At 49.8% G+C, this 15,796-nt stretch carries 16 protein-coding genes and 1 pseudogene; 9 read left to right on the plus strand and 8 right to left on the minus strand.

The genetic code is table 11. From position 1 onward, the window contains the following. Positions 1 to 90 precede the first annotated feature (90 nt). The 3 genes and pseudogenes from RIN69_RS08685 to RIN69_RS08695 all read left to right on the plus strand — a co-directional run. On the plus strand, positions 91 to 1,122 hold the full coding sequence (locus RIN69_RS08685) for a phage integrase (protein WP_313856853.1): 1,032 nt from the start codon (positions 91 to 93) through the stop codon (positions 1,120 to 1,122). After that, a complete protein-coding gene (locus tag RIN69_RS08690) occupies positions 1,119 to 1,475 on the plus strand; it encodes a hypothetical protein (protein WP_313856854.1) in 357 nt (118 codons plus the stop codon). The genes RIN69_RS08685 and RIN69_RS08690 overlap by 4 nt, the downstream gene beginning before the upstream one ends. Continuing rightward, a pseudogene (locus RIN69_RS08695) lies at positions 1,372 to 1,872 on the plus strand (ATP-binding protein); the annotation flags it as partial. The gene RIN69_RS08690 and the pseudogene RIN69_RS08695, both read left to right, overlap by 104 nt. 222 nt (positions 1,873 to 2,094) lie before the next feature. Here the strand turns inward: RIN69_RS08695 and RIN69_RS08700 are convergent. Further along, complete coding sequence (locus RIN69_RS08700; protein ID WP_313856855.1) at positions 2,095 to 3,000, minus strand: LysR family transcriptional regulator; 906 nt, start codon at positions 2,998 to 3,000, stop codon at positions 2,095 to 2,097. Between the two features lie 121 nt (positions 3,001 to 3,121). Here RIN69_RS08700 and RIN69_RS08705 point away from each other — a divergent pair, with 121 nt between their 5' ends. The 3 genes from RIN69_RS08705 (at position 3,122) to RIN69_RS08715 (ending at position 6,571) form a co-directional block, all read left to right on the plus strand. Further along, positions 3,122 to 4,444, plus strand: a complete 1,323-nt coding sequence (locus RIN69_RS08705) for a serine hydrolase domain-containing protein (protein WP_390902503.1) — start codon at positions 3,122 to 3,124, stop codon at positions 4,442 to 4,444. Between the two features lie 90 nt (positions 4,445 to 4,534). Beyond that, positions 4,535 to 5,431 (plus strand): LysR family transcriptional regulator, encoded by an 897-nt coding sequence (locus tag RIN69_RS08710; RefSeq protein WP_313856856.1) that lies wholly within the window; start codon positions 4,535 to 4,537, stop codon positions 5,429 to 5,431. Positions 5,432 to 5,974: 543 nt separating this feature from the next. Further along, positions 5,975 to 6,571, plus strand: a complete 597-nt coding sequence (locus tag RIN69_RS08715; RefSeq protein ID WP_313856857.1) for an NAD(P)H-dependent oxidoreductase — start codon at positions 5,975 to 5,977, stop codon at positions 6,569 to 6,571. A gap of 53 nt (positions 6,572 to 6,624) precedes the next feature. On the opposite strand, the gene RIN69_RS08720 is transcribed toward RIN69_RS08715, so the two are convergent. Beyond that, a complete protein-coding gene (locus RIN69_RS08720) occupies positions 6,625 to 7,497 on the minus strand; it encodes a LysR family transcriptional regulator (RefSeq protein ID WP_313856859.1) in 873 nt (290 codons plus the stop codon). Between the two features lie 185 nt (positions 7,498 to 7,682). Between RIN69_RS08720 and RIN69_RS08725 the strand changes: the two genes are divergently transcribed. Further along, entirely contained in the window at positions 7,683 to 8,780 is a 1,098-nt protein-coding gene (locus tag RIN69_RS08725) for an NADH:flavin oxidoreductase (RefSeq protein WP_313856862.1), read from the plus strand. A 94-nt stretch (positions 8,781 to 8,874) separates the two neighbouring features. On the opposite strand, the gene RIN69_RS08730 is transcribed toward RIN69_RS08725, so the two are convergent. Together RIN69_RS08730 and RIN69_RS08735 are read right to left on the minus strand one after the other, a co-directional pair. Beyond that, entirely contained in the window at positions 8,875 to 9,888 is a 1,014-nt protein-coding gene (locus RIN69_RS08730; protein WP_313857662.1) for an alpha/beta hydrolase, read from the minus strand. A 279-nt stretch (positions 9,889 to 10,167) separates the two neighbouring features. After that, entirely contained in the window at positions 10,168 to 10,575 is a 408-nt protein-coding gene (locus RIN69_RS08735) for a winged helix-turn-helix transcriptional regulator (RefSeq protein WP_313856863.1), read from the minus strand. A gap of 113 nt (positions 10,576 to 10,688) precedes the next feature. Between RIN69_RS08735 and namA the strand changes: the two genes are divergently transcribed. Then, positions 10,689 to 11,765: an NADPH dehydrogenase NamA gene (namA, locus tag RIN69_RS08740; protein ID WP_313856864.1), complete on the plus strand. Its 1,077-nt coding sequence runs from the start codon at positions 10,689 to 10,691 to the stop codon at positions 11,763 to 11,765. A 209-nt stretch (positions 11,766 to 11,974) separates the two neighbouring features. On the opposite strand, the gene RIN69_RS08745 is transcribed toward namA, so the two are convergent. Together RIN69_RS08745 and RIN69_RS08750 are read right to left on the minus strand one after the other, a co-directional pair. Beyond that, the gene (locus tag RIN69_RS08745) at positions 11,975 to 12,289 is read right to left on the minus strand and encodes a LysR substrate-binding domain-containing protein (RefSeq protein WP_313857664.1); all 315 of its coding nucleotides are present in this window, start codon (positions 12,287 to 12,289) and stop codon (positions 11,975 to 11,977) included. Beyond that, complete coding sequence (locus tag RIN69_RS08750; protein WP_313856865.1) at positions 12,178 to 12,846, minus strand: LysR family transcriptional regulator; 669 nt, start codon at positions 12,844 to 12,846, stop codon at positions 12,178 to 12,180. The genes RIN69_RS08745 and RIN69_RS08750 overlap by 112 nt, the downstream gene beginning before the upstream one ends. 191 nt (positions 12,847 to 13,037) lie before the next feature. Between RIN69_RS08750 and RIN69_RS08755 the strand changes: the two genes are divergently transcribed. Further along, positions 13,038 to 13,463 carry a VOC family protein gene (locus tag RIN69_RS08755; RefSeq protein ID WP_313856866.1) on the plus strand — a complete coding sequence of 142 codons (426 nt, stop codon included), beginning with the start codon at positions 13,038 to 13,040 and terminating at the stop codon, positions 13,461 to 13,463. An 87-nt stretch (positions 13,464 to 13,550) separates the two neighbouring features. Here the strand turns inward: RIN69_RS08755 and RIN69_RS08760 are convergent, their stop codons facing one another. Then, positions 13,551 to 14,294: an SDR family oxidoreductase gene (locus tag RIN69_RS08760; RefSeq protein ID WP_313856867.1), complete on the minus strand. Its 744-nt coding sequence runs from the start codon at positions 14,292 to 14,294 to the stop codon at positions 13,551 to 13,553. Positions 14,295 to 14,364: 70 nt separating this feature from the next. Further along, on the minus strand, positions 14,365 to 15,510 hold the full coding sequence (locus RIN69_RS08765) for an NADH-dependent flavin oxidoreductase (RefSeq protein ID WP_313856868.1): 1,146 nt from the start codon (positions 15,508 to 15,510) through the stop codon (positions 14,365 to 14,367). Positions 15,511 to 15,796 lie beyond the last annotated feature (286 nt).

A 15,796-nucleotide genomic window follows, 5' to 3' on the forward strand; every position in this document is an offset into this window, starting at 1 on the left:
TGGTCATGTGTACTCTCCAAAAATCAAACACTGACCACTGTTTTTATATACAGCATTAAGTATCTCAATGAGTTATCAGTGAGATAGATTATGTCTGTACGTAAAGCGGAAAACGGCAAATGGGTATGTGATTTTTATTCTGATGGTCGTGGCAGTAAGCGCATTCGGAAAACCTTTGTCACACGCGGTGAGGCTTTACGCTTTGAGCGAGAACAGCTGGCTAAAGTGGGTGTTGATACCGTTGATACAGTAAATGCCGAAGCACAAACTGTACGGCTTAGCGAGCTTGTGACTGACTGGTATGAACTGCATGGACGAACCCTTAATGACGGGGAGGCGAGGTTGCAAAAGTTAAAGTCACTGTGTAGCCATCTGGGTGATCCCGATGCTTCCTTACTTTATCAGGAAATGTTTGCGGGTTATCGTAAGCAGCGTCTGGTGGGGGAGTTTACACCGAAGCCTAAAACTGGCCTCAAGAAGCTACCGAAGGAATCCACGGTTAACCGCGAACATGCATACCTTCGCGCGGTTTTTAATGAGCTGAAAAGGTTAGGGCGCTGGGAAAGTGAAAACCCTTTAAAGGGCGTTCGTCTGTTTCGCGAAAGTGAAAACGAACTGGCATTTCTCTATGAGGACGATATTAAACGACTGTTGCAGGAGTGCGATGCCTCCTCTAATAAAGATCTTGGCGTCATTGTTCGTATCTGTCTTGCGACCGGCGCACGCTGGAGCGAAGCCGAGCAGCTAAGGCAGTCGCAAGTGATGCCGTTCCACATCACTTATACCAATACGAAAAGTAAAAAGAATCGCACCATTCCGATATCAAAAGAGCTTTATTCGCTAATTCCCAAGCGCCGTGGGCGCTTGTTTGAAAATGCTTATGATGCGTTCAGCTTTGCCATAGAAAGAGCAAAGATTGAATTGCCGGATGGACAGCGCACACACGCGTTGAGGCATACTTTTGCCAGCCATTTTATGATGAATGGTGGCAATATATTGGTGTTGCTACAGATCTTAGGGCATTCAACGATACAGATGACGATGCGGTATAGCCACTTTTCGCCGGAGCATTTAGAAGCGGCTATACAGCTTAATCCTTATGATAGGATACTATTAAAATGATTAATGAAGCCACGGAATTATTAACTGCCTTTGTACAACAAGAGGAAAACAATCTTATTGGTGTTGATATACCGCATATGCCAACACTTGGAAAAGCATACGAAGAAATTACTAAGCATGCAATTAATAAAAAGTTTGTAATACCTGATGGTCTTGACTTAAATATTGTAAGCGGTTTTATTAAGGTTGGGGAGGAGCAAATACCTAATCAAATAGACTGTATGTTAGTTAAGGGCATGGGTCTAAGCCCAGCTGCTGCAACTGGCGCGGGTGGGGCAATCTTTTTCATCGGGAAACTATCAGCGCGTTTCACTGGTTACCGATGTGGTTCGCCCGATGGAAAGCGAGCTTAAAATGATGCTGTCCCAGCATCAGCAGCAGCTTGATCTGGAGATAACTGGCGATGTTATCGTGCGCGGCGATGCGACATTACTTAAAGCGCTATTACGAAATCTGGTTGAGAATGCCCATCGATACAGTCCGGAAAACACCACTATAACCCTTGGTGTCAGGGCGTTGCCCCAGCCTGTTCTTATGGTAGAGGACCAGGGCCCGGGAATAGATGAAAATAAAATCAGTGAGCTGAGTAAAGCCTTTGTCCGGATTGACCGGCGTTACGGCGGTATCGGCTTAGGCTTAAGCATCGTGACGCTTATTGTGCAGCTCCATGATGCGAAATTCTTTCTCGAAAATCGCCAGTCTGCACCAGGTTGTCGGGCATACGTCAGATTTAACCAATCTGACGTATAGCGCGGCGCGAATGATCAGGTTGTGAACCAGATAACCAGGAAGCTGAGGATAACGCAGATGCTCAGCATCACTGAGAGGATTTCAGAAACAGGGCGGGTTAATTTTAGTGTCATTGTCTTCTCCAGAAGTTGTCGGATAATTTTCGCCTGACAACCTTAAGAGAACCTTAAGCCCTGAGCTGGGTTCAAGAAAAAACCAGCGAGGATCTTCCTGCGCTGAGTATCAAAACGATGATTTATTCATTACTTTGCGCCAAATCATCGGTAGCTCTGCTATCAACTCTCCGGTCACGCGCTGTTTAGCCGCTCCCGGCTGCCAGATCGCGACCAGGGTGATATTCAGCCCTTGGTTGCCGACTTCACTGTCCAGCACCCGGACGTTTTTCCATTGGGCAGCCAGAAAATGTTTTGGCAAAAAACCCCAGCCTTGCGCATTCTCCAGCAGATAGCGCAGCGAGCTGCGCTCATTAACGTACAGCGTGCGTCCGGAAATCTGTAGACGACGGACAATCTGCTCATCGTGCGCGCGGTGCATCACTATTTGCGGCACCAGAGAGAGATTAAGCAGCGTAAGAGGTGTTTGCTGGTTGAGAAAGAGTTTTGATGACCCATAGAAATCAAGCTCGATATTACCCAGCGCGCACCACTCCATATCCATTCCCAGCGCGCGGTTGTTGGCCTGACATAGCGCAATTTGCGCTCTGCCGCTGGTTAACGCCGCTTCCGCTTCTTCTCTCGAGGCGCTCCACGCGCTAAAGCGAATGCCCCGGTCACTCATCGCTCTCGTCACCGCTTCAATAAACGAGGGCGCAATAAAAGGATCGTAAACCAGGACGATTTCCCGCTGATCATCTTCCGGCAGCGATTGCACGTAATGCTCGAATGCTCTGGCTTGACGTAACAGTAAATGCGCCTGGCGATGCAGCTGTTGTCCTTGCCCGGTCAGGATTAAGCTGCGGCCCTCGCGCAAAAACAGCTTATAGCCCAGCGCATCCTCAAGATAATCCAGCAGGTCTCTCAGCGTGGTACGGTCTTTACCGAGTGATTGTGCGGCTTTGGATAAACTACCCAATTCAGCAACGCGGGCAAAAGCCTCTATTTGCGCGAAAGAATATCGCAGAGCAGACATTTATTTCAGCTCCTGTATCAACAATTTATACGGGGGATTTTCCCCCGTATAGTGATTTTTTCAAGCGGTTTTTCCTTCTTATAATCTCGCCTGTTATCTAACTCAACAATAAGTGAAAAACATGCGAAATTCTGCTTTCCCAATAATCAAACCCCTGATGCTGGCTGCCACGGTCTGTGCAGCATTCTCTTCTGTGTCTGCTGTTGCTGCGCAATCGCTGCAAAACTGCGGCGGGGTGATGCTCAGTGCTTGCCCGACGCCCTTTGATAAGACGCTGCCTGAGGCGAAAGATATGCTGCAATGGGATCGGGCAGCGCGCGTTGTCGGTTTTCGTAATGATTATCGTAACTATGCTGGCGACGTATTCCAGCATGGCAAATCGACACCACTTCAATTGGCAGAAAAGCAGCTGAAGGGCGCAACTTACAGTGTGAAGGGGAAAACTTATACCCTGAAGGACTACCTGCAGCGTGAAAATGTGACCGGTATGCTGGTGCTGAAAAATGGCAAAGTGGCCTACAAATATCTCGGTGAAGGTAATACCGACAGTACGTTATGGACATCGCGCTCGGTTGGAAAATCGGTGGTTTCGACGCTGGTGGGCATTGCGATTAAGCAGGGTAAAATTCACTCGCTGGACGATCGGGTTACGGACTATGAACCTGACTTAACAGGAACCGCGTGGCAGGATGTTACTCTCAGGCAGCTCATTCAGCATACTTCCGGTGTAGAGTGGAATGAGGACTACACCAATCCTGACTCTGATTTCGCCCACCTGACGCAGTGTGAAGCCCAACCGGGAACCTATGATTGCGTGCGTAATATCATCACTGGCCTGAAACGCGCCCATCCGGCAGGACAGTCGTGGTCGTACTCCTCGGGTGGCGCATGGCTACTGGGTGATGTGTTAGAAAAAGCCACCGGAATGCCGCTGGCTCAGTACCTGGAAAAAACCATCTGGCAACCCTATGGTATGGCGCAGGACGGCGTCTGGCATGCTTACCAGCCAGGTAAACATGATGTTGGCGCGCACGGCTTTAATGCCACGCTGGAGGATTGGGGCCGTTTTGGCGAGTTTGTGTTAAGCGGTGGGCAACTGAAGGATGGGAAAAAGCTGTTGCCAGATAACTGGCTGAAACAGGCATCTGACTGGACCACGGCGAAAAATTCTGTCACAGCGGCGCATCCGGAGGGATCATATGGCTATCAATGGTGGAATAATGCGGTGCCCGCTGATGCGCAGCAGGTTACGCCGGCCGCTGCCGACTCACTGCAAGGTTCGATGTGGGCATTGGGAATTTACGGCCAGGTGATTATGATTAATCCCGCAGAACAGTTGGTGATTGTTCAATGGTCGACATGGCCACAGGCGGAACCTGATTTTAAAGCACAGCCACTTGAGGCTTCGCTGATGTACAGTGCGATTGCGCAGCAACTTCGTTAACTCACCGGGCGGGGAGACACGCTCCCCGTTTTTTGCCATAGCCGCGCCCTGGACGTCTGTATTGCCCAGGCCATTACCACAGGATGAGCAATGCGCCGTAAGAATGTGAACGATTACCTGGCTTTTATCGCGGTTGCACGCGAACAGAGTTTTACTAAAGCGGCGGCACAGCTCGGCGTTTCGCAATCGGCGCTGAGCTATACCATCCGCACGCTTGAATCACATCTGGGGCTGCGGTTACTCACCCGCACCACACGCAGCGTTTCGGTCACCGAGGCCGGTGAACAACTGCTCAACCGCATCGGGCCGCATTTTGACGAAATTGAAAGTGAGATCGCGGCACTCAGCAGTTTGCGAGATAAGCCAGCCGGCACCGTGCGTATCAATGCCGTTGAGCATGCAGCCGAGACGATTCTCTGGCCAAAACTGTCGCCGCTGTTACTCGACTATCCCGATATTAATATCGAAATCATCAGCGAGTATGGGCTTAAGGATATCGTCGCCGAACGCTACGATGCTGGCGTCCGACTGGGTGAACAGATTGATATGGATATGATTTCGATTCCGTTAGCGGCGAATTTTTGCTTCGCGGTTGTTGCGGCACCCGCGTATTTTCAGGATAAACCGCAGCCTGTAACCCCTTACGATCTGAGCAAGCACAGCTGTATCAAGCTGCGATTGCCAACCCATGGGGGTTTTTATGTCTGGGAGTTCAGTAAAGAGGGAAATGAACTAAAGGTTCGTATTGAGGGCCGCGGCGCGTTCAGCAGCATTTCGATGATGCGGCAGGCCGCGCTTGATGGCCTGGGTATCGCTTATCTGCCGAAGGACATTGTGGATACGGCGATAGCAGACGGCAGGCTGATACAGATCCTTGCCGACTGGTGTCCACCACGGCCCGCTTATCATCTCTATTATCCCAGCCGTCGCCAGCATTCACCGGCATTTTCCCTGGTTCTTGAGGCACTTCGCTATCGACGCGCGTGACCCTTGCCAAAAACAAGGCCATTCACCCGCGATTAAGAAAACTCCTTTCTAAGCCTATGCGGAATTAGCTATCTAATCTCTTAATGCAACGGGGATTATGATGGCAGTCTGAATCGGTCACTCTCTGGTTAGGCCAGGGATCGACATCCGATCATAATGGGGTGCTGGCACCTGCGCCGCAGACTACCGGTAAAACAAAACGGGTGGGTGAAGTCACTGTGCAGGGCGTTTCGTTCCGAAACAATGAAATAATATTAGCCGGTAATATTTATCGACCAAAAGATTTCAGCGAGCAGCGCAACTATGCCGCTATTGTGGCTTTTCATCCTGGCAGCCTCGACGCACAAGGAGCTGTTTATTATTTCCGGCGCAACGCATAGGGATCTCTATGATGGCGCGGGCGCAATGGCTGCCGCTAAAAAACTGACGCCGTTCTTTAAGTGTCAGCTGGTTTAGCAGGTAATCGCTTATTTTTCTTTAACCGTAATAAAAATTTAATATTAAAATAATCCGCATTCTGAAGATTAATCAAATAAGGTAATTATGAAAAACGTTTTAATTATCAATGCACATCAGTTTTACGACGGTATTTCATCGGGCGATTTAAATCGGGCTATGGTTAATGCAATTGCGGATAATCTTAACCGACTGGGTTACAATATCAAGCATACTGAAATCGAAAAAGGTTATGACATCGACGATGAAGTTGAAAAACATCTTTGGGCTGATTTGATTATTACGCAATCTCCGGTTTACTGGTTTAGTACGCCATGGATCTATAAAAAATATGTTGATGAAGTATTTACTGCTGGCATGCTGCAACAGCGTTTCCTGACGGGGGACGGACGTACGCGCCAGGACCCCGCGAAGCAATATGGCAGCGGTGGTAAGCTCACTGGTAAAAAATATATGCTCTCATTGACCTGGAATGCACCCGCTGCCGCATTCAATGATGAAGCTCAGCGGTTATTTTCCGGTAAATCTGTTGATGAGATTTTTGCCTATAATACCGCTAACTATAAATTCTGTGGTGTTGATATTTTGCCTTCATTCTCTTGTTTTGATGTGATGAAGTCACCGGATATTACCAATGACTTTCTTCGGCTGGAAACACATTTAAATGTTGTGTTAACTGTCTGAGTTCATTCAACTGTAACAAGTCTGGGCGGTATCTCCGCCCATTGATGACGTTATTATTTCAAAGAGTTTTTTAGCGCATCAATAAACATACTCACCCGCAGCGGAAGATAGCGGGTAGTGGGCAGTACTGCCCAGACGGACAGATCCTGTTGTGTTACATCGGATAACGCAATCGCCACCAGTGAGCCATCATTCAGCTCCTTTTTTACGTCCCAGAGCGTCAGTTGGGCAATTCCCAGCCCCTGAACGCAAAGCTCCCGGACGCTTTCCACATTACTTGAGCTAAAACGCCCATCGACATTGACGCTGATACTTTGGCCTTCTGCCTCAAAGGTCCACTGCAGCACATTGGTCAATTTCAGACAGTGATGGCCGGTTAAATCATTTAACGTTTCCGGCACACCAAACTTATGTAGATAAGCAGGCGACGCGCAGACGATGCGCGGATTGTGGATAATTTTTCGCGCAATAAGGCTGGAGTCCTTCAGTGGAGCAATGCGGATGGCGAGATCAATTCCCCGGCCGACGATGTCCACCACATCTTCAGTAAGCTGAATATCAATCCGTAATTGCGGATTGTCGTCAAGCAGGGCAGGCACCAGCGGCAGAATATTGCGTCGGCCAAATCCCGAAGGTGCCGTTATCCGCAATAAACCCGAAGCCTGTTTAGTTTCCGCAGAGAACAACGCCCTGGCTCCGGCCTCTGCTTCAATCAACGCACGGGCATAAGGCAAAAATTCGCTACCTTCCTGCGTCAGGGAAACAGATCGCGTTGTGCGCTGAAGCAATCGCGCACCCAGCATTTTTTCCAGCGCTGCCAGCCGCCGCGAAACCGCCATCGGCGATATATCGAGTCGTCTTGCCGCCTGCGTCAGGCTACTGGTTTCGGTAATCGTCAAAAAAAGGCGGACATCGTCGAGATTCATAGGTCAGGGTAGTTACTCAGTAAACTGAAGTCAGCGGCGGAAAATTTTCTGCCGTTAACAAGCGGCAGTTTCACGGCAATTATAACTCATTTTGATATACAGGCTTATCAGTTTGCCCTGTTTAAGCCCGCTGGCGCTGCGATTATATTGCCTTATGTTTTTAATCCTTAATAAGGCGGAGTTTAATGCGTTCATCATCGCTGTTCAGTTCAACCCAAATCGGTAATCTGTTGCTCAGTAACCGGCTGGCCGTGGCGCCAATGACCCGCGTGTCTGCCTCAGAAAATGGGCTTCCCGGTGAGCGAATGAGAGCTTATTACGAGGATTTTGCCCGTGGCGGTTTTGCCCTGACAATTACTGAAGGCATCTATATCGATAATGCATGGTCTCAAACCTATGCGTTCCAGGCCGGGCTGATCAATGCCGAACAGGCATCAGCATGGCGTAAAATTACTGATGCCATTCATGCGCAGGATGGCCGAATCTTTGCTCAAATCCAGCATTCTGGCGCGCTTTCTCAAGGAAATGAGTACCTTGATGGCACGGTAGCTCCCTCAGCGGTTCGTCCCAAAGGCCAACAGATGACCTTCTATCGCGGTGAAGGTCAGTATCCGCTTCCACGCGCGCTTACGGATAATGAAATTGTGAGCATTATCGAAAGCTTTGCTGACGCAGCGTCACGCGCGGTTATCGAAGCCGGATTTGATGGTGTGGAGATCCATGGTGCCAACGGCTATCTTCTGGATCAGTTTTTTACCGACTACACCAATCAGCGCAGCGATAAATGGGGTGGCGATATCGCCGGGCGACTCAGCCTAAGCCTGGAAGTGATAAAAGCCGTGCGCGCCCGGGTTGGCAGCGAAGTGCCGGTCGGTATCCGTATTTCTCAGGGGAAAGTGAATGATTTCTTTCACAAATGGGCAAATGGCGAAGAGGACGCACGCGTAGTGTTTACTTTGCTGGCAGAGTCAGGGATTGATTATCTGCACCTGACCGAATATGAAGCCTGGCAGCCCGCATTTTCTGACAATAGTCTTTCACTGGTCGCGCTGGCGCGAAAATATGCCCCGGCGTTGACCCTTATTGCTAACGGCAATTTGCATGAACCACACAGGGCGGAGGCGTTATTAGCCGATGGTGCGGATCTTATCGCACTGGGGCGCGGTGCGCTGGCAAATCACAACTGGCCACAGCGCGTCAGGGACGGGCAGCCACTGAATGAATTCGACAGCAGCATATTGGGCCCGCTGGCAGATATAAAAGATTGCGAAATACCGATGTGAATGAATATTGCTGACAACGAATCTGTTGTTGAGCCAGGTGGTGATTACCGGACGGCGGAGCATTGCGCCATACCGTCCGGTCAATCGCTAGCTGTCAGGTGTTATCATCAGGATTGGTACTCTGCTGGCCTGTCGGTTTCACCGAAGGTTTTCCCAAACTGGAGGCGAACCAGGAAACAACTTTATCGATAACCGGCTGTTGATACCATTGCGCGTCGCCATGCTCAGCGCCTTTAAGCAGAATATAGTCGGCCTGATTACCTTCTTTTTTTAGCGCACGATAAAGCTGAGCGCTTTGCTCTGGTGAAACCAGGGTGTCTGCGCTGCCGTGCATAATAAGAAATGGCGGTTTTTTACCGTTAATGTGCCCCAGCGGGCTGGCGAAAAGCGCTTTTTCTTTATCTGAGTCTATCGGTGCGCCGGCAAAATCACGGAAAGCGGCACCGTTAACCAGCAGCGCCTCTGTCACCGCAGGAGACTGATGAACTTTTTTCACCGACTCAGGAAAACCTTCGCCGATATTTAGCAGATTAGATATGCCATAAATAGTTGCCGCAGCCTGCACATCGGAAGATTGATCGAGGAAATCACCCTTATCGAATGTTTTCTCATCGGCGGTCATGGCGACCATTTGCGCAAGCCAGCCCCCGGCTGAATCACCCAGCACACCAATGCGGGTCGGGTCGATGCCATACTCGCTGGCATGCTGACGCAGATAGCGAACGGCAGCTTTTGCATCAACTAGCGGGGCTGGGAAGGTATCAGGAATAACGCGATATTCAACCGCGGCGACAACAAATCCGGCTTCAGCCAGCGCCATTCGCATCTGAATAAATTTATCCTGTTCGGCAGAGGTAAATCCGCCGCCAGGGAAGTAGAGAATAGCCGGTTTTTTACTGTCGTTTCTGGGAACCAGCAGCGACATAGACATCGGCCGGCTTGAACGGGTTTGTTTAATCTGGGCGTAAACAACATTATTTATCGCGTCAATTTGTCCGCGAGTCACCTCAACCTGCATAATGCTGGCTCCCTCGGTATTGCCCGCTAATTCAGCATCACCGGCAAAAGCCGATGTGGACATTAATCCAATTAAAGACAGGCACCCCATAAAAGCACCACTGCGAAACTTCAACATATCCAACACCTCTTATCTGATTATCAATATCATGGCACAACCGCAGGGGCTGAAATTGATACAACGCAAAGGGGTATCCAGATAATATGTCAGAATGGGTAAAGATGCATGGCCTGAATCCGGCTTGCCTCGCCAGCCTCTGCGAGGTGAGGTTTGATCGGATACCAGCCCAGCAGTGGCTGGTAGCGATAATCGTATATTTTCCTGAACTCAGTGACGGTGTTGGATAAAAGCTTAACGGCCGTTACTCGTTCAACGGCCATCAGAAAAAATATCGTTAACCGCATTGAAAGCATCGAGGTCTTCACCTTCAGCCGTACTCATTCCGCGTTTTTCTAACCATTTTCTGCCCCAGACGCTTAACCCCATAATCAGCGAATGCAACTCTCTTCCTTCATCACTAAGAGAATATTCAACTTTGGGAGGTACCACGGCATAAACCTGACGAGTAATGATTCCATCCTCTTCAAGTTCTCTTAATTGCTTAGTCAGCAGTCGTTGGTTAATCGTCGGCATATGACGATTAAGCTCACTGAACCTTAGGGTGCCATCCCTGAAAAGGTGATAGAGAATTACGCCTTTCCATTTACCCCCCATTATATGAAGCGCTGCTTCCATCGAACATCCTGGTGATGAGTCGTAATTACGCAGCTTTTTCATCAACTTCTCCTGAGTTACCTTTAGGTAACTATGGGCTTTTTCTTACCGTATAAACACATTTTGTTTATATGGTACTTTCTTTGATGTGAATATCAATCCATCCTGGAGAGTAAATGACTACCATGCTATTTGAACCTATCACCATTCGCGGTACCGAATTCCGTAACCGCATTGCCATGTCGCCGATGTGTATGCACTCGGCAACCGCTGATGGCCATACCAGCGATTTCCATGTGGTTCACTACGGCGCCAGAGCGTTGGGCGGGGCGGGGATTGTTATGCTTGAAACGGCCTCCGTACTGCCTAACGGCCCTATTGGCCCTGGCGACATCGGCATCTGGGATGACAGCCACATTGACGGATTATCGCGTGTGGTTAATGCCATTCAACGCTTTGGGGCAAAAGCCGGAGCTCAGATTGGTCATGCAGGCCGACAACTCGGTATTGATCTTGAGTCCATCGCACCTTCAGCAATCCCTTTTACCGCTGATTCGCGCGTACCTAAAGAAATGACGATTACTGAAATCAAAGAAGTGGTCGAAGCGTTTAAACAAGCAACGCGCCGGGCGCGTGAGGCTGGATTTGATGTTATCGAAATTCATGGCGCACATGGCTATTTGTTGAATGAATTCCTGTCTCCTGTGGCAAACCAACGCAATGACGAATACGGTGGCAATCACGAAAATCGCTACCGAATTGTCAGAGAAGTGATCGACGCCGTAAGAAGTGAATGGGATGGTCCACTATTCTTACGCATTTCCTCAACTGATTATGTTGACGGAGGGAATAAGCCGGAGGATTTCCTGATTTACGGCAAGTGGATGAAGGAACAAGGTATCGATTTGATTGATTGCTCCTCAGGCGGCATTGCGATGGTGAATGTGAATACCTACCCAAATTATCAGGTTCCTGCCGCTGAATTGCTGCGAAAAGAACTTGATATCAGGACTGGTGCTGTAGGCCTGATTGAAAGCGGTCGCCAGGCGGAGGAAATTCTACAGAATGGCCGGGCTGACATTGTGTTAATTGGACGTGAGATGCTAAAAGATCCGTTCTGGGCAAGAACAGCCGCTGATGATCTCAAAACCGAAATAGATGTACCTGCTCAGTACACGCGTTATGGTTCAGGATGGCAGCGCGCCTTACCAAGAAAAGATCCTGTTGCTCTTGAGATGACAGTGGAAAATTAAACCCTGCTTAATTGGTATCGGGATAGCGTATGTCAGCCAATAAAGTCACGGCAGACAAATAATACCTGATAAAGAGCCTTTGCCCAGGAGTGACAGACGACAGGCGAATACCGGCACGATCGCTGCCTCAGATGTTGACAATGGCTTCTGTCACTCAAGCGTCAGACGTGCCGGTTCTCTTCTGAACCGTCTTACTTGCCTTGAACTGGTTAATCCGCATCCGCGTTGCCGCACATCATCTCAGCTATTTGCCGCACCTGCTCATCAAGTCCCGACAGATGCCGGTGTATCAGTCCGACATCCCGGTAAAATGTCAGAGGCCCTAAATCAATGGCCCTGACTGCGGCCGGCCATTTTCGCCATGTCGCGGTCTCAGGCAGTAGTGACACGCCGACGCCGTTACTGACCAGCCTCATAATTGCTTCCAGCTCGTCAACTTCGCAGATTTCGCTGACAGATATATTTCTCTCCCTGAGAAAACGATCGACATGCCTGCCGCCAAAAGACGCGCGGTCGTAGCGGATAAATTGATGTTCTGCGAGCAGTGCCAAAATATTATCGCCACTGATGTGACGGGGACAACCAGCCGGAAGGGCTCATGCGTAAGCATGGTCCATTGCAGGCCATTCTGTAAGGGGAAGGGCGGGCACAGCACGGCAGCCATATCGAGCTCACCGGCATCCACCATATTCACCAGTTCCATTGAGAGACCGGGAATAACCCGGACCCGTCCGGCCGGATTCTGTTTAAAAAATCGCGTCAGCACATCTGGCAGTAAACTTCGCTGCACCGAAGCGATCGCGCCAATCGTCACCGGTTTCGCCACCACATTAACGCCGGTCCTCATTCCCAGAGTATCGTAAAGCGCCAGCAGTTCCTGCGCCTGACTGACGAGCTGCCGTCCTTTTAGGGTCAGGCGAGCAGTGCGCCCGGTTCGGTCAAAAAGCGTGACCCCGAGCTCGGATTCCAGGCGCTGCATCTGGGCGCTTACCGCAGCTTGCGTGAGACCCAGCTTATCTCCCGCTGCTGAGAATGTCCCGTTAGCTGAAATCACCATAAAGGTTTTGAGTTCGCGGATCATGGAAGCCCCATTGATAGAGATTATTTGTATAAAACAAAAATTATATTTGTTTTTAATAAATTATTATTGGATATAACCTCCATTGTGACGATTTAGTTAACAAAAATGGCAGGAAGGTTAACGCCTTTTCTGAATGTTAAACAGGCGATGTTTTGTGGCCTGACAGCCAGTCACAACAGGGGGAATTAAACATGGGGCTTTCACCTTTTCATCTTGCCATTCCGGTTTACGATCTGAAGGCCGCGCGACATTTTTATGCAGAAGTATTCGGTCTGAGTGAAGGTCGTTCCAGTGAACAGTGGGTGGACTTCGATTTTTATGGCCATCAACTGGTAATTCATGTGCATCCTAAAACGGCGTCGCAGGACAATGTTCACTCCAATCCGGTGGACGGCCACGACGTTCCGGTTCCTCATTTCGGGATTATCCTGAAATGGGACGAGTGGGAGGCGCTGGCCGAGCGTCTTCGATCGTTTAATACCGCGTTCGTGATTGAGCCCTATATCCGCTTTAAAGGGCAGACAGGAGAGCAGGCAACAATGTTTCTTTATGACCCTTGCGGTAATGCCCTTGAATTTAAAGCATTCAAGGATATGAGCCAGCTTTTCGCGAAATAACTTCCGGGCAATGAAGATAAAAAATAAGGGGAACACAATGTGTTCCCCTTATTTTGCATTTGCTGAACGAGCAGCTGCGATTGAAAATTACCAGTTCTGACGCGTAGGAGAAATAATCAGATCGTTTACCGTGACATTTTCCGGCTGGTTCAGCGCGTAAATCACCGCATTAGCGACATCTTCAGAGCTGATGGCGATCTTGTTCAGTTGCTGGGCGGCTTTGCGGCCTTCCGGATCGACAACTTTATCCGCCCAGCCGGTGTTGATGACGCCAGGGCTGACCGTATTGGCCCGAATGCCGTGATTCACGCCCAGATCCTTGCGCATGGACTCGGTCATCGCCTGAACAAAGAACTTGGTGGCACTGTAGATACCTGCTGCCGCATCAACCTGGTGGCCAGCAACAGAAGCCATGTTCAGGATGTGGCCCGATTTCTGCTTCAACATCAACGGCAATACCGCGGCAATAGCGTTAAGGTAGCCCTTGATATTGACGTCCACCATATTGTTCCAGTCGTTGACCGCCAGGTCTTCCCAGTATGAGAACAGCATCAGGCCCGCATTGTTCACCAGAATATCGACCGAACCGTAGGTTTTACTGGCGAATTCCGCTACGGCTTTCATGGCTTCTGCATCTGCGACGCTGGCGGCATAGCCGGAGATGTTATGGCCCTGTTTTTTCAGCGGCTCGACGAAGTGATTCAGTCGCTCCTCGTTTTGTGCCACCGCCACTACGTTAACATTATTTTCCAGTAGGGTTTTTACCGTTGCGGCACCTATTCCTGAAGAGGCACCCGTCACTATCGCGGTTTTATTTTGAATGTAATTCATATTCTGTTCCTCTCAATTATTCGCCCGGTGTGCGTACCCGGCGTGGAGATTATTTAAACTTGTCGAGTGATTAAATATCCGGAGACTGCCAGTTGGCGTCATCTTTGACCGGTGGCAGATACGACAGGCGCTGCATATTCTGATTCCACAGATTATCCGGGATGCGGTAGCGGTCCTCTTTATGCGGATCGATGGCCGTGACAATCCGCTCTTCCTGACCGGAAACGATAAGGCTGATAAGGTCCGGGTTCATCATTACCGTTTTGCCGGTGGCGATAAACTCAGCCCAGCCCGTCTGGTACGCTGCCAGAATTTGCTCCGCGGTAAACAGGTTGCCAACGCCAATCAGCGGCAGTTTGCCGTTAATACGCTCGTGAATTAACTGCATGCGGGTCAGTGACGTATCGGCCCCACGGCGCGCCTTTTTATAGAAATCCCACAGCGAAACGTGCAGGTACTGCAGCGGTTTTTCGACCAGGGCGTCAATCAGCGCAAAGGTATCCTGCATTGTCAGGCCGTGCTCGCCCGGCTCTTCCGGAGAGAAGCGGTAGCCGACAATAAACTTGTCGCTGGCGTACTGCTGTTTGACTGCCGTTACGGCATCAACGATCGCCAGCGGGAAGCGCAGCCTGTTCTCGATGCTGCCGCCCCAGATGTCGGTCCGGCGATTACTTTCCCCCGAGACAAACTGCTGGATCAGATAATTATTGGCCCCGTGAATTTCGACGCCGTCAAATCCCGCCTGAATGGCTAAATGTGCGGCATTGGCGAAGGCGGAAATCAGGTTGCGGATCTCTTCGTCGGTCAGGGCGCGGGCGCCTGACTTCTCATCTGCCGACGGAGCGACCATCTCACGGCCGTTCAGTAGTTCAGCAATTGACAGGTGGCCGCCGTGATGGATCTGCAGAACCGCCGTGGCGCCCTGTTTTTTAGCGATGCGGGCGACTTCACGCAGGCTGGGCAAGTCTTTCTCACCAATGGCCTCAGGCTGGCCGACAAAGGCTTTACCTTCCGCAGATACCAGCGTGGCGGCGGCAATAAACAGGCCAAAGCCGTCGAAGCGGTCGTTCAGAAAGTGGCGCTCTTCATCGCTGATGCTGCCATTTTCATGAGAGGCAAAATGCGTCATTGGCGCAACGGTAAATCGGTTTTTGATCGTGACACCGTTATTCAGGGTAAAGGGCTCGAATAATGGGGCGTATTTCGGGTTCATCATATTTTCTTCCTGGTAATAATCATCTCGCCGTTTTGCCGTTGGCACCAGCGATATGCTGTCGGTAAGCTTATAAATTCTCTGACCGAAACGGATGATGGAGCCTTATCGTTTCGTGATGTTGTTTGTTCCGCTGCGCGTCAGAAGAGGTTGCTTGCCTATTTATGTATCGATCACTAAGTATTTGTATATTTATAGCGATCGATACATAAAAAGGCAAGCTGATTTTCTTCAATTTTCTATAGAAAAATCTCTTATGGATTTTACGGCTGGATGAATTATTTATCAG

It is taken from the genome of Winslowiella toletana, from assembly GCF_032164335.1.
Taxonomy (GTDB): domain Bacteria; phylum Pseudomonadota; class Gammaproteobacteria; order Enterobacterales; family Enterobacteriaceae; genus Erwinia; species Erwinia toletana_A.